The 13,151-nt window shown below is 67.8% G+C and carries 14 protein-coding genes and 2 tRNA genes; 9 read left to right on the top strand and 7 right to left on the bottom strand.

The genetic code is table 11. The features are described 5' to 3' along the window. Window positions 1-140 precede the first annotated feature (140 nt). Window positions 141-213: transfer RNA gene (locus ACVWYS_RS06725), tRNA-Arg, on the top strand. A 180-nt stretch (window positions 214-393) separates the two neighbouring features. Here ACVWYS_RS06725 and ACVWYS_RS06720 read toward each other — a convergent pair. Next, window positions 394-1,410, bottom strand: coding sequence for a magnesium and cobalt transport protein CorA (locus ACVWYS_RS06720; RefSeq protein ID WP_344366289.1), 1,017 nt, complete (start codon window positions 1,408-1,410; stop codon window positions 394-396). Window positions 1,411-1,575: 165 nt separating this feature from the next. On the opposite strand from ACVWYS_RS06720, the gene ACVWYS_RS06715 reads away from it, so the two are divergent. Next, complete coding sequence (locus tag ACVWYS_RS06715; RefSeq protein ID WP_456508758.1) at window positions 1,576-2,094, top strand: LapA family protein; 519 nt, start codon at window positions 1,576-1,578, stop codon at window positions 2,092-2,094. Window positions 2,095-2,120: 26 nt separating this feature from the next. After that, the gene (locus tag ACVWYS_RS06710) at window positions 2,121-2,732 is read left to right on the top strand and encodes a GNAT family N-acetyltransferase (RefSeq protein WP_456508757.1); all 612 of its coding nucleotides are present in this window, start codon (window positions 2,121-2,123) and stop codon (window positions 2,730-2,732) included. Between the two features lie 15 nt (window positions 2,733-2,747). Here the strand turns inward: ACVWYS_RS06710 and map are convergent, their stop codons facing one another. Beyond that, a complete protein-coding gene (gene map, locus ACVWYS_RS06705) occupies window positions 2,748-3,515 on the bottom strand; it encodes a type I methionyl aminopeptidase (RefSeq protein WP_344366299.1) in 768 nt (255 codons plus the stop codon). A 77-nt stretch (window positions 3,516-3,592) separates the two neighbouring features. Here map and ACVWYS_RS06700 point away from each other — a divergent pair, with 77 nt between their 5' ends. Further along, on the top strand, window positions 3,593-4,279 hold the full coding sequence (locus ACVWYS_RS06700) for a DNA alkylation repair protein (RefSeq protein ID WP_456508756.1): 687 nt from the start codon (window positions 3,593-3,595) through the stop codon (window positions 4,277-4,279). 20 nt (window positions 4,280-4,299) lie between these two features. Here ACVWYS_RS06700 and mptB read toward each other — a convergent pair whose 3' ends face one another. Continuing rightward, window positions 4,300-5,931 carry a polyprenol phosphomannose-dependent alpha 1,6 mannosyltransferase MptB gene (gene mptB / locus ACVWYS_RS06695; RefSeq protein WP_202615946.1) on the bottom strand — a complete coding sequence of 544 codons (1,632 nt, stop codon included), beginning with the start codon at window positions 5,929-5,931 and terminating at the stop codon, window positions 4,300-4,302. A 158-nt stretch (window positions 5,932-6,089) separates the two neighbouring features. Here mptB and orn point away from each other — a divergent pair, with 158 nt between their 5' ends. The 4 genes from orn (at window position 6,090) to def (ending at window position 8,831) form a co-directional block, all read left to right on the top strand. Then, window positions 6,090-6,737 carry an oligoribonuclease gene (gene orn / locus ACVWYS_RS06690; protein ID WP_344366303.1) on the top strand — a complete coding sequence of 216 codons (648 nt, stop codon included), beginning with the start codon at window positions 6,090-6,092 and terminating at the stop codon, window positions 6,735-6,737. A 162-nt stretch (window positions 6,738-6,899) separates the two neighbouring features. Continuing rightward, a tRNA-His gene (locus ACVWYS_RS06685) sits at window positions 6,900-6,972 on the top strand. A gap of 93 nt (window positions 6,973-7,065) precedes the next feature. Then, the gene (locus ACVWYS_RS06680; protein ID WP_202615947.1) at window positions 7,066-8,220 is read left to right on the top strand and encodes an acyl-CoA dehydrogenase family protein; all 1,155 of its coding nucleotides are present in this window, start codon (window positions 7,066-7,068) and stop codon (window positions 8,218-8,220) included. A 38-nt stretch (window positions 8,221-8,258) separates the two neighbouring features. Next, window positions 8,259-8,831: a peptide deformylase gene (def, locus tag ACVWYS_RS06675; protein WP_091253763.1), complete on the top strand. Its 573-nt coding sequence runs from the start codon at window positions 8,259-8,261 to the stop codon at window positions 8,829-8,831. 133 nt (window positions 8,832-8,964) lie between these two features. Here def and ACVWYS_RS06670 read toward each other — a convergent pair whose 3' ends face one another. After that, window positions 8,965-9,669, bottom strand: a complete 705-nt coding sequence (locus tag ACVWYS_RS06670) for an alpha/beta fold hydrolase (RefSeq protein ID WP_456509512.1) — start codon at window positions 9,667-9,669, stop codon at window positions 8,965-8,967. Between the two features lie 86 nt (window positions 9,670-9,755). Further along, a complete protein-coding gene (gene ppk2 / locus ACVWYS_RS06665; RefSeq protein ID WP_344366312.1) occupies window positions 9,756-10,685 on the bottom strand; it encodes a polyphosphate kinase 2 in 930 nt (309 codons plus the stop codon). A 127-nt stretch (window positions 10,686-10,812) separates the two neighbouring features. On the opposite strand from ppk2, the gene ACVWYS_RS06660 reads away from it, so the two are divergent. Further along, window positions 10,813-11,781, top strand: a complete 969-nt coding sequence (locus ACVWYS_RS06660; protein WP_456509511.1) for a 1-phosphofructokinase family hexose kinase — start codon at window positions 10,813-10,815, stop codon at window positions 11,779-11,781. Between the two features lie 63 nt (window positions 11,782-11,844). Here the strand turns inward: ACVWYS_RS06660 and ACVWYS_RS06655 are convergent, their stop codons facing one another. After that, complete coding sequence (locus ACVWYS_RS06655; protein WP_456509510.1) at window positions 11,845-12,198, bottom strand: hypothetical protein; 354 nt, start codon at window positions 12,196-12,198, stop codon at window positions 11,845-11,847. A gap of 135 nt (window positions 12,199-12,333) precedes the next feature. Continuing rightward, window positions 12,334-13,131, bottom strand: a complete 798-nt coding sequence (locus tag ACVWYS_RS06650; RefSeq protein ID WP_456509509.1) for an HNH endonuclease family protein — start codon at window positions 13,129-13,131, stop codon at window positions 12,334-12,336. Window positions 13,132-13,151: the final 20 nt, after the last annotated feature.

Below are 13,151 nucleotides of genomic sequence, written 5' to 3'. Positions count from 1 at the left end.
CGCACCGGGGAGGTGTTGGGGAGGAGTTGGCGGGCGGCCCGGACTACCGACAAGCCGGGGGCGGGCGTTGACCGTCGGCGGCCGTCCGGCACTGTAAACTTTTTGAGGCGTCCCCGGCAGCAGCCGGCGGCAGCCAACGTGCCCCAGTAGCTCAGGGGATAGAGCAGCGGCCTTCTAATCCGCCGGTCGGGGGTTCGATTCCCTCCTGGGGCACAAGAAGAGCGGCTCTGGGCTGCGGACTTCCGCAGCCCAGAGTCCCATCAGGGACCTGGCCGCCACCGCAAAAACCGCCACCGCGCATCACGGCCGCACTCCCCCGAATCCGGCTGCGGTTCCCCACCCGGCTGCGGTTCCCCACCCGGCTGCGGTTCCCCATCCGGCTGCGCCGGGGCGTCAGATCCACTTGTTGTGTTTGAACGCCAGGTACAGGATCAAGCCCATGACCACCATGAGCCCGAGTGCCATCGGATAACCGAAGAACCAGTCGAGCTCGGGCATGAGCCGGAAGTTCATGCCGTAGATTGACGCGATCAGCGTCGGGGCGAACAGAATCGCAGCCCACGACGAAATCCGCTTGACCTGCTCGTTCTGGGCGAAGCTCGACTCCGTCAGGAGGCGCATTTCATCGTTTTGCCGTTGTGCCACGAGCGCGGCGTTGACTGCCAGCGCATTCTGCAGCAGCGCACGGAACGCTGCCACCCGTTCCCCGAGCCTGAGGGCATGGTCCAGGACATCGCGGAAGTGGTCCTGCAGTTCGGGATCCGGCACCCCGTCCGGTCCGCCCGCCATGAGTGTCTGCAGGATTCCGGCAAGAGGGGCTGTGGCGCGCTGGAACCCGATGACCTGACGGGAGAGCTCATAGATCCTGCGTGACACGCCGGGATCGGCCGCGAACAGATCATCTTCGATTTCATCGATGTCGTTTTCCAGCCCGGCGGCGACCGGCTCGTACTCGTCCACCACCTGGTCCACGATCGCGTACAGCACCGCATCCGGTCCTAGCGCCAGGAAGTCCGGCTCGGACTCCATGCGCCGGCGTACCCGGGCCAGATCCGGCGACTCGGCACGGCGGACGGTGACGACGAAGTCCGGGCCGGCGAAGACATGGATCTCGCCGAACTCGACCTTCTCCACATCATCCAGATACCGGGCCGGCCGAAGAACCAGGAACAAGGTTTCGCCGTAGTGCTCCAGTTTCGCCCGCTGGTGGCCGGCGAGCGCATCCTCCACGGCCAAGTGGCTCAGGTCGAATTCCTCGGCCACCGATCGCAGCTCGTCAGGTTCGGGCCGGTAGAGCCCGATCCACGCCATGCCCTGGCGCTGCCGCAGCAGGAAATACGTCTCCTCGAGATCTTCCGGGTCGGCGGTCCGGCGACCGTCCACATAAACAGCGTTGTCAATGATTGTCACGGCCGCGCCTCCTCTTCAAGGCTTCCCTTGGCTGTGACGTTATACCGTGCCCGCCCCGGTGCCAACAACCCGCCATCAGCCATCAGCACGCTTAGTATTGAGGGGACAGGCAGGGCACCAGGGAACGCCTGTGCTCCCTGCCCGCAACCGAAAGGTACGGCCGCCATGACCCAGACACCCCGCGGATTTGATCCCAACGATTCCTACGACGCCCCGACCACCCAGTACCCGAGGGCCGCTGACCGCGCGTCCGGATCCGCTGAGGAAGGCGCCAACACCGGAATCCAGTCCGGCCCGGACCTTGTTTCCCCGGCTCCGGCTGCCCCGGCCCCGGCCCCGGCGACGGGGATAGAAACGCCCCGGCCAGAGACGCCCGGAACACCGACTCCCGCACCGGAGGCGCGCCAGGTCACCCGTGCGGGAATGGTCTGGGCCGCGGTTGCCTGCGCGCTGGTGGTGCTGATCCTGCTTATCGCCTTCATCCTGCAGAACCAGGAATATGTGCAGGTCAAGTTCTTTGGCCTCACGGGCTCGGTCCCGCTGGGCATTGCACTGTTCATCGCGGCCGTTGGCGGCGGCGTGCTGGTCGCGATCGCCGGAGCCGCCCGCATCATCCAACTGCGCCTGGCCGCGCATCGTCAGCGTGCCGGCCGTCAGTCCGGCGCCGGCGCGCGCACGCGCTGACGCCGGCGGGGGGCTAGCCTGTTTCCATGGGCGGAGCAGAACCCCGGGGTCCGGAAGCCATCACCACCGCGGCGGCGGACTGGCCCGACGTCGAGCGCCTCTTTGGCGGCCGCGGCGAACCGTCGCGTTGCTGGTGCCGGTTCTTCGCCCTCACCGGAACACAGTGGTCCGTGTCCACCCCCGAACAGCGGAAAGTCCAGTTGCGGGACAAGTTCGACGGCGGCGGCCCGGCCCCGGGGGTGCTCGCCTTCCGCGGCGGGAACCCGGTGGGCTGGTGCGCCGTCGAGGCCCGCGGGTGCTATCCCAGGATCGTCCGCTCGAAGGTCTTGACGGCGGCGGGGTCTGACATGGCCCGGGATCATGGCGGGAATCAGGTGTGGTCCGTGAGTTGTTTTGTTGTCTCCCCCGGCCAGCGCCGGACCGGCGTGGCGCGGGCGCTGCTCGCGGCCGCCGTCGAGCACGCCTTTGCCCACGGAGCCACGGTGGTGGAGGGCTATCCGGTCGATCCCGCGCAACGGCCCAAGGCCGGTCCGGCAGACCTTTACCACGGCACGCTGGGGCTCTTCCTGGCCGCTGGCTTCGAAGTGGTCAGCGACGCGGTGCCGGGACGCGCCGTCGTCCGCCTCACGGCGCCCTGACAGCTCCGACTGCCACTACGGCAGCGTCAGGATGACCGGGCCGTCCTTCGTGATGGCAACCGTGTGCTCGCTGTGCGCGGCGCGGCGCCCGTTCGCGGACCGGAGGGTCCACTCGTCCTCGTCATGGTAGTAGTCGTCCTTGCGGCCGAGAATGAGCATCGGCTCAATGGCGATCACAAGGCCCTCGGTCAGTTTGATGCCGCGGCCGGGCCGGCCGTCGTTGGGCACGTGCGGCTCGGCGTGCATGGTCCGGCCGATCCCGTGGCCGCCGTGGTCGGCAAGGAGCCCGTAGCCCGCCCGGCGCGCTTCCCCCCCGATCGCGTAGCCCAGATCGCCCATCTTGTTCCCGATCCGGGCAGCCTCGATCCCCCGCGCCAGGGCGGCGTCCGTGGCGTCGATAAGGGCCTGATCCACGGGGGCCGCCGTGCCGACGACGAAGCTGACGGCGGCATCGCCGCACCAGCCGTCCAGGAACGCGCCACAGTCCACGCTCAGCAGATCCCCGTCCTGCAGCCGGTAGCCGTTGGGAATGCCGTGCACGACGGCGTCATTGACGCTCGTGCAGATGACCCCGGGAAACGGGACGGATGCCCACCGGGGCCGGTAGTTCAGGAACGCCGGCGTGGCACCGGCGTCGGCGATGGACGCCGCGGCGACCTCGTCCAGTTCCTTGAGCGAGACACCGACTGCGGCGGCGTCCCGGACCCGGCCCAGCGTGGTGGCGACCACCCGGCCGGCCTCGCGCATCAGGGCGATCTCTTCGGGACTCTTGATCATGGACATGGGTTTCCTTCCGACGCGGATCCGCGGCTTGCTGGCTTCAACTCTAAAGCCCGCCGCAGGATGTCTACAGTGGCCTCATGGCCACCACCGAACTGATTGATGCGATCCGCGGCCGTCTGCAGGCTGCAGCCGATCCCGGCCGCGCCGCCGGGGCACAGGCCTATATGAGGTCGCAGATGCCGTTTCTGGGCGTGCGGGTTCCCGAAGTCCGCAGAATCGTCAAAGCCGCGGCCGCCGAGCACCCTCCGGGCAGCATCGCGGAATTGCGGTCCGCAGTGCTCGAACTGTGGCGGAACTCCGGCTGTCGTGAGGAACGCTATGCGGCGATCGAACTCACCGGGCTGAAACTCGCGGCCCGGGAGCTCGGCATGCTGGCCGTGTACGAGGAAATCATCCGCACCGGGGCTTGGTGGGACCTGGTGGATGGGGTGGCGCACCGGCTGGGCGGGCTCCTGCAGGCGCACCGGGCAGAACTGACGCCGGTCCTGGGGCGCTGGAGCAAGGACGAGGACTTCTGGATCCGGCGGGCCTCCATCACGGCGCAGCTCGGGGCGAAGGCTGCCACGGACACGGCCCTCCTGACCGCCGTGATCGAGGCCAACCTGGGCGATCAGGAGTTCTTCATCCGGAAGGCGATCGGGTGGGCGCTGCGCCAGTACGCCAGGACGGACCCGGACTGGGTGGTGGCGTTTGTGCAGCGGCACCGGGACGAGCTCAGTCCGCTCTCCCGCAGGGAAGCGCTGAAGAACCTGCCGCCTGACTGATCCAGACCGGACAAACAGATCTAGATGATCGGCCGTGTGGTGACGGGCTCGTCCGACTTGCTGAACAGCAGCTTGGTCTTCGGGTCCAGGAAGATCAGGTACAGCGCAAAGAGCAGGGCGATGATGGCCGCGGCGTTGCGGGCGAGCGCCAGGGCCAGGCCGAGGTCGGCGGTCTGCAGGTACGGGAAGACGTCCAGCTGGTCCGAGATCGCGTACACCATGAAGAAGGACACGATGAAGTAGAGCGCCTTGACCTGCCAGTCGTCGCGGATGCCCGTGACCGCGAACAGCGGAATGAGCCAGACGATGTACCAGGACTGGATCATCGGGGACAGGAGCACGACGGCGGCGAACGCCAGGGTGAGACGGCGCATCAGACGGTCGTAGTCACCGCGGAAGATCTGCCAGGCGACGATCCCGACGGCGACCAGCTTGCCGGCGTCGAACGCCCACTTGGCCAGTCCCCAGCCGTCCAGGCCGAACGCGTTGGAGATGGAGGCGACGACCAGGCCCATCAGACCCACGGGCGCGTACCAGATCCAGATGCTGCCCGGGGCGGACAGGCCGTTGATCCAGCCGAAGCCGAAGCCGTTGACCCGGCTCATGAGGTACAGCAGGGCCAGGCTGATGCCGGCCGTGAGGCCCCAGAAGAGAAACTTGCGGGGCCAGCTGGCGTTCTTTCCCGCCCAGAGCAGGCCGATGAACGGCAGGAAGACGATCGTGATGGGCTTCACCGCAATGGAGAGCGTGACCAGCACGATTCCGCGGATGACCCGGCGGGTTGCGCAGTAATACAGTCCGGCCAGGGCCAGCCCGATCATAAGGGCGTCGTTATGCACGCTGGCGATGAAGTTGGTGAGGAACAGCGGGTTGGCGGCCGTCAGCCACAGGGCCCGGTTCGGGTTCACCCCGTGGAGTTCGGCCAGTTTCGGCACGTAGATCACGCACAGGACGATGCCCACCAGCGCGGCCATCCGGAAGAGCATGATGCTGCCCTCGGGGTTCACGTTGGTGGCCCAGACCACGAACTGCTCGATCCACAGGAAGAGCTGGCCGTACGGAACGGGCGCCTCGGTCCACATCTTGTCCGCGCCGAGCTGGAAGTAGTTGGACAGCGCCGAAATGCCGTTTTCGTAAGGGTTGAACCCCTCCACCATGAGCCGGCCCTGGCCGATGTAGGCGTAGACGTCCCGGCTGAAAAGCGGCACGGAGAACATCAGCGGCAAGCCCCACGCCACGGTCGCCTGGAGCGTGGCCTTGCGGGCCCCCGGTCCCCAGACCCGGACGCGCTGGCCCAGCCGCAGCCAGGCGCGGACCAGGAGCATGCCGCCGAAGGCCAGCAGGACAATGGACAGGGCGACGCCGATGGCTTCGGTGCGCATCCAGATGAACAGCGGAACGCGGCGGAGCCCGGACACGGGGGCGAGCCAGCCGACGCCGATCGAACCGATCGCCATGAACAACGATCCGAGGAACCCGGCAAGGATCGGGGACCGGGGGTTGTCGACTTCGTCAACGGCAGCGGGGCGGAGGTCAGCCGTGCCGAGGTCAGCAGGGCGGGATCCGGCCTCGCGGGTCTCAGTCGTACGGGAGTCAGTCGGGCGGGACGTACCGGCAGCCGTTTCCCCCGCCGCAGGCACAGGCGCCGTCATGTCAGGATCGTCCAATCTGTCGTGGGCCATTTTTCCGCCCGCAGTCGGCCGAATTGTCCGGCCCGGGGCACGCCGGCTTGACGAAATACTTCGACGGCCGCGTACCCGAAATCCTAGCACCGGACGGCCCTGTGACGTCGGAACGGTAGGCTGGGCGGGTGCCTATAACTAACGAACGCATCGTCTGGATCGACTGCGAAATGACCGGCCTGGACACCAAGAACGACGCCCTGATTGAGGTCGCCGCCCTGGTGACCGATTCGGAGCTCAACATCCTGGGTGAGGGCGTCGACGTCGTCATCAAGCCCGACGACGCCGCGCTGGCCCAGATGAACGACTTCGTCCGGGACATGCATACCCGGTCAGGCCTCCTGGCGGAGCTCCCGCACGGCAAGACCATGGCCGAAGCGCAGGCCGCCGTGCTCGACTACATCAAGAAGTGGGTGCCGGACCCCAGGAAGGCCCCGCTCGGCGGCAACTCGGTGGGCACCGACCGCGTGTTCCTGGTCCGCGACATGCCCGAGGTGGTGGAGCACCTGCATTACCGGGTCATCGACGTGAGCACCATCAAGGAACTCTCCCGCCGCTGGTTTGCCCGGGCCTACTTCCAGTCCCCCGCCAAGATGGGCGGACACCGGGCGCTTGGTGACATCAAGGACTCCATCGACGAACTCCGCTACTACCGCGAGGCGGTGTTCGTCCCCGCGCCCGGTCCGGACAGCGCCACGGCGCAGCGGATCGCCAAGCGCGTCATGGGCGACGGCCCGGCTGAGGGCACCCCGGCGGAGTCCACCCAGGCCGAGTAGCGGCACCCGGGACCGTGGCGCGGAAAAGTAATCTGCGCCACGTTTGGCGGAAATTTCGGTGAAAATCGCAAAAGTGGCAAAACCACCCCCAAACAACAGGTAAGCTATTTGTCGTTGCCTTTCCAGCCCGCCGGTTCGCCGGAGGGCCTGATACGGCACATGGTGGGCGTAGCTCAGTTGGCAGAGCGCCTGGTTGTGGTCCAGGAGGTCGCGGGTTCAACCCCCGTCGCTCACCCTCATGAAGGACGGCAGTGATTGTCCGACCTTTTCCAAAGGCCGCACCGGTTATCCGGTGCGGCCTTTGTTGTCTGTATTGGAAGGAAACGCAGTGAAGCGCAAGCTCTTTGAAGAAGACCACGAGATGTTCCGCGAGATGGCTGCCGAGTTCAATTCGCGCGCGGTGGCCCCCCACTATGCCCAGTGGGACAAGGAGCACATGATGTCCCGGGACCTGTGGTCGGCGGCCGGCGAGCAGGGACTGCTGGGCCTGGCCGTGCCGGAGGAGTTCGGCGGCATGGGCATGAACGACTACCGCTTCCGTGCGGTGCTGGACGAGGAGTTCGCCAAGAGCAACCACCTCGCCGTCGGCCTCGCGTTCCACCTGCACGACGACATGGTCCTCCCCCACCTGCTGGCCTACGGCTCCGATGACCTCAAGTCCCGCTGGCTGCCCGCCATGGTCTCCGGCGAAAAGGTCACCTCGATTGCCTGGACCGAGCCAGGCGCCGGCTCCGACCTTCGCGGCATCCGCGCCAAGGCCGTCCGCGACGGCGACGACTGGCTGATCAGCGGCCAGAAGACGTTCATCGGCAACGGCATTTCCGGCGACGCCTCCCTGGTCCTGGCCCGCACCGACGGCGGCACCGGTCGCGGCAACCACGACTCGTTCTCCCTTTTCATGGTCCAGAAGGGTGAGGGCTACAACACCGGCAAGCAGCTGGACAAAATGGGCCTGAAGGCCTCTGACACGGCGGAACTGTTCTTCGACAACGTCCGCGTCCCGCACGCCGATCTGGTGGGCGAGGTGGGCAAGGGCCTGCAGTACGCGGCCGAACAGCTCCCCCAGGGCCGCCTGGCGATCGCGGTGGCGAGCTCCGCCGTCGTGCGCGCCGTCTATGAGGCGACCGTCCGCTACACGAAGGAGCGCAACGCGTTCGGCGAGCGGATCATCGACTTCCAGAACAGCCGCTTCGAACTCGCCGACATCCTCACCGAGGTCGAGGTCACCGAAGCCTATGTGGACCAGGCCATCCTGGCCTTCAACGCCGGCGAACTCGACGCCGCAGGTGCTGCCCGCGCCAAGCTGTGGGCCTCCGAGCGCGCCAAGTCCGTCACGGACCGGTGCCTGCAGCTGCACGGCGGCTACGGCTACATCCTGGAATACCCGGTGGCCCAGGCCTACCTCGCCGCCCGGCTGCTGACGATCTTCGGCGGCACCAACGAAATCATGCGCGACGTCGTCGGCCGCACCATCGCCGGCTGATCCGCACGTCGCCACCAGCACCCGAGGAATCACCTGACATGACCGTCCTGCCCATCACGATCTGGGGCGAGCCCGTGCTGCACCGCCGGGCCGCGGAAGTCGACGTCTTCGACGACGAGCTCCGCACCCTGATCGCCGACATGTTCGAGACCAACGACGCCGCCAACGGGGTCGGGCTGGCCGCTCCCCAGGTGGGGGTCGGCAAACGGCTCTTCGTGTACAAGTACGAGAACGACGACGGCGCCCCGCCCACCGGCGTCGTGGTCAACCCGGTGCTGACCCTCTCCAAGGTCTCCGGCGCGCTGCCGGACCCGGACGAGGACGAGGAAGGCTGCCTGTCCTTCCCGGGCGGCCAGTATCCGCTCAAGCGGGCCGAATGGGCACGCGTCCAGGGCTTCGACGGCGACGGGAAGCCGGTGGAATTCGAGGCGACCGGCTGGTTTGCCCGGGTCATCCAGCACGAGTACGACCACCTCGACGGCAAGCTCTACGTCAACCGGCTGGTCGACCGCTATGCCCGCAAGGCCATGAAGCAGGCCAAACGGAGCGGCTGGGGCGTCCCCGGCCTGACCTGGATGCCGGGGGTTGACCCGGACCCGTTCGGCCACTGACGCGTCCGGCGGGCTGCCGGCCAATGCGCCTGTTCTCCCCACCTTTGACCCGGCCGCCGCCGGGAACTTCGGCGATTCGCCCGACACGCCGTCGGCACCCGGCCATAGGTGGGGAATTTCCGTCAGGCCGGTTTCAGGCGGTCCGGTCGACAGCGGCCAGGATGGCGGCGCCGAGCTCGGCGGGCCGGGTGAACTGCGGCCAGTGCCCCGTGGGCAGGTCAACGTATTCGACGTCGCGGACACGGCCGAGCTCCGCCACATACGGGTGGCCCTCGGCGATCATCCGGGTCAGCAGCGAGGACGGGAATTCGCAGGCGATGATGGTGGCCGGGACCTCGTAGCGGCGTTCGTCACTTAGCTGCTGCCGGTCCTGGGCTACAGCGCGCGGCTCCGGCACGGCGCGGGCGCGGAACATGGCCCGCAGCTCATCGGTGAGGTCGGTGAGGTCTTCGTCCTCAAAGAGTTCCCACGGGGGCAGCGGAACGGCGTCGCCGTCGGCCGGGAGCTCGTCGTTGATGACCCCGCCGTCGCCCAGCGGTCCGCTGTCCACATAGATGGCGCGGACCACCCGGTCCGGCCGGGCGTCCACCGCGCCATGAATGATGGCGCCGCCGCCCGAGTGCCCCACCAGGACCACAGGCGCGCCGAAGGCATCGATGGCTGCAATGACGGCGTCGATGTGGGTGCGCAGGCCGATGCCCGCGCGCGGCGCGTCCGCCGACTCGAGCCCGGGCAGCGTCAGCGGGTGCACCGCGTGCCCCGCCGCCACCAGCGGGGGCGTCACCTCCGCCCACGACGACGCATCCAGCCAGAATCCGGGAACCAGAATGATATCCATGCCGGTACCCTACCCGCCCGGACAGATCCGCGGCACGGGCTCCACCCGGCCGGCAGCGTGTCCGGACCGGACAATGATCCGACCGGTCAGTCGTCGACCGGGTTTTCCAGGTTGGCCGCGTGGTCCGGAACGTAGCGGAAGAGTTCCCTGGGCGGCCGGGTGTAATTGATCGCGCGGGGCCGTTCCGGCAGCGTCACCGGTTCGGTCCGCACTTCGGTGTAGTCGATGCTGGAGAGCAGGTGGGCGATCAGGTTGATCCGGGCCCGGCGTTTGTCCTCGGCTTCCACGACGTACCAGGGTGACTCCGCCGTGTCCGTCTGGACGAACATTTCGTCCTTGGCCCGCGAGTAGTCCTCCCACCGCAGGATTGCCTCCCGGTCCATCGGCGAGAGCTTCCATTGCCGCATGGGGTCATCCAGGCGGGATTTGAACCGCCGCTCCTGCTCCGCGTGGCTGATGGAGAACCAGTATTTAAGGAGCAGGATGCCATCCTGGACCAGGAGCCGTTCAAAGACCGGGCACTGCGCCAGGAAGCGCTTGTGTTCGGCGGGGGTGCAAAAGCCCATGACGTGCTCGACGCCGGCCCGGTTGTACCAGGACCGGTCCATCAGGACAATCTCACCGGCGGCCGGCAGATGCGCTACGTACCGTTGGAAGTACCACTCCCCCCGCTGCCTCTCGGTCGGTGCCGGGAGCGCGACGATCCGGGCAAAGCGCGGATTCAGGTATTCGGTCACCCGCTTGATGGCACTTCCCTTGCCGGCGGCGTCCCGGCCCTCAAAGATCACCAGGACCCGCGCCCCGGTGCTCCGCACCCACTCCTGCAGCGCGACCAACTCCGCCTGGAGTCGCAACAATTCAGCCTCGTAGAGGCCGACGTCGAGCCGGGCGCGTTTGCGCGCCGAGCGACCGGAACCCTTTCCACGACCGTCCTTGCGACCGTCTCTGCGTCCGTTCTTGTGCCCGTCTTTGTGCCCGTCGCGCCCCTTGCCTGCGCCGCCGCTGTCATGTGCCATGTTTCCCGTTCCCGTGCTCCGGCGTGGCGGTTTACCCTGCCGCGCCCATTCTCCGCCGGGCAGCAGAACGGCGACAAGAGTCATCCAGCACGGGAACCGTGCCGGCCGGAACTCCTATGCTTGGGCCATGGAATCCCCCGCTCCGACGGCGATGCTGCCCATCCTCACGCTCACCGTGAACCCGGCCCTTGATGCCAGCACGGTCACCGACCAGGTCATTGGCGAGCACAAACTCCGCTGCCATACCGGTCGGCTGGACCCGGGCGGCGGCGGGGTCAACGTGGCGCGCGTGGTGCACCGGCTCGGAGGGCAGACCATCGCGGCCTACACGGCCGGCGGTCCGACCGGCGAAGCATACCGGCGGCTCGTCGAAGCCGAACGCATCCCCACCCTGGTGGTGCCGATCAGCGGGACCACACGCCAGAACTTCACGGTCGATGAGACGAGGACCGGCAAGCAGTTCCGTTTTGTCCTTGAGGGGCCCGAGCTCAGCGAGCCGGAGTGGCGGGGGTGCCTGGCTGTGGTCGCGGAATGCGTCCCGGCGGGCGGCTACCTGGTGGCGAGCGGAAGCCTGCCGAAGGGCGTCCCGGACGACTTCTATGCCCGGGTGGCCCGCCTGGCGAACGAGCGCGGGGCTCGCTGCATCGTGGACGCCTCCGGAGCGTCCCTCGCCGCTGCGCTGGCGGAGGGGGTCTTCCTGGTCAAGCCGAGCCGGCGGGAACTCGGCGCACACTTCGGCAGGACGCTGGACAGCGAGGAGAGCCAGGTTGAGGCCGCGTCCTCGCTCGTGGCGGACGGGTCATCTCAGCACGTCGCCCTGACCCTCGGTGGTGAAGGAGCGGTGCTTGCGTCACAGACCGGCGTCCTCCGCCTGGCGGTCCCGCACGTGCAGGTCCGCAGCACGGTCGGAGCGGGCGACAGTTTTCTGGCCGCCTTCGTGCTCCGGATGGCGCAGGGCCGCAGCCTTCAGGACGCGTTCCGGGCCGCGGTCGCGGCAGGAACTGCCACCGTGACGACGACGGCCACGGAGCTGTGCAGCCGGGCCGACGTCGAACGTCTCGAGGCAGAACTCGCCGCCCAGGCACTCGAGCCATAGCCGGCAGCCACTGAGACAGTGCCGACGGCACGGAGCCGATGACACTGAGAGGGGCCTGAAGCGTCAGAGGAGGGGTGCCTGGCTGGCGGCTTCTATCGCCAGGGGAAAGAGCATGATCAGCAGGATTGAACAGAGCACGGTGGCCACGCCCACGGCGGCGGAGTCCTCGCGGCCCCGGAGCAGGTCGGTCCACAGGACCACTGCGATCACTGCAACCATGACCGTGACAAACCAGCCGACGGAGTTCAGTGCGTGATATTCATTTGTCGTGCCCAGGTTCACGCCCAGGACAATGCCAAACCAGCCGATGCCGACTATCAGGGCCGGTCCTAACACTGCCAGTAGCAGCGCCAGCCTGCCGAAGCCCGTGTCCGGAAGCCCCATCCGTCCAAACGCCAGTCTCTTGGTCGCGTTCATCCGTGTACCTCTCCCCCGCATTGAGCGCCGCGCTGCTGCGCCGGATTGCCAGCACACCGCGGCCGTGTCCGGGCGGCCAGAGGACAACGTCCCGGGGATGGCAGTAACGGGCACGGCAATAGGGACACGATGCGGTCAACGAGGAACGATGGTCTGCTGCTGCGGACAGGATCCGAGGATTCGCTTCATCGCCTCCTTCTCTGCGGGCGTGACCCACAGCCGGTAGGCCGCCTTGACGGAAATCTGGCGGGCAACGTAGTGGCAGCGGAACGCCTTGTTCGGCGGCAGCCAGGTGGCGGCGTCGGAGGCACTCTTGTCCTGGTTGGCGGGACCGTCAACGGCGATCAGGTTGAGGGGATCGTTGGCCAGGTGTTCGCGCTGCTGCGCGGTGAGCTGCTGGGCCCCCTTTTGCCAGGCGTCGCCGAGCGCCACGACGTGGTCGATCTGCACGGCTGAGCTGGTCTCGGCGCCCCGCCGGAACGCGATCACGTGGCCTGTATACGGTTCCCGGAGGGTGCCGCCGGAGACCTGGCACCCTGAGCCGTTCACGAATTCAGCCGCCTCAAGGTCCCGGCGGAGGATGTCGTTACGGGTATCGCAGCCGTTGCGGTCGACGTCGAGCCAGGCCTGGCCGAACGCACTGCGGTCATAGGTATCCTTGGCCGACCGGCCTTTGACCGCGAGTGTGTCCAGCACGGTGGCGGCGCTTCCGGCCGGGACGGCCCGGACGGACTCCACGGGCTTCATCCACCCGCCCGCAAGCACGGGGGCCTCGCTTGGACCCGCGGTCTGCGGTTCCGCGAGGGAAAACTGGCCGGCCAGGAAGAACCAGGCCAGGCCGCCGAAGACGGTCAGGGCCGCTGCGGCCAGGAGAAGCCAGGCCGGGCGGGAGCGGCGCCGGGCGCGGCGGAACTCCGTCCAGGTGACGGTCATGAGGTTAGCCGCGGGTGGCG

The sequence above is a fragment of the Arthrobacter sp. TE12231 genome (assembly GCF_054062895.1).
Note: the sequence above shows the minus strand (reverse complement) of the source record. Positions and strands in the feature narration are given on the sequence as shown.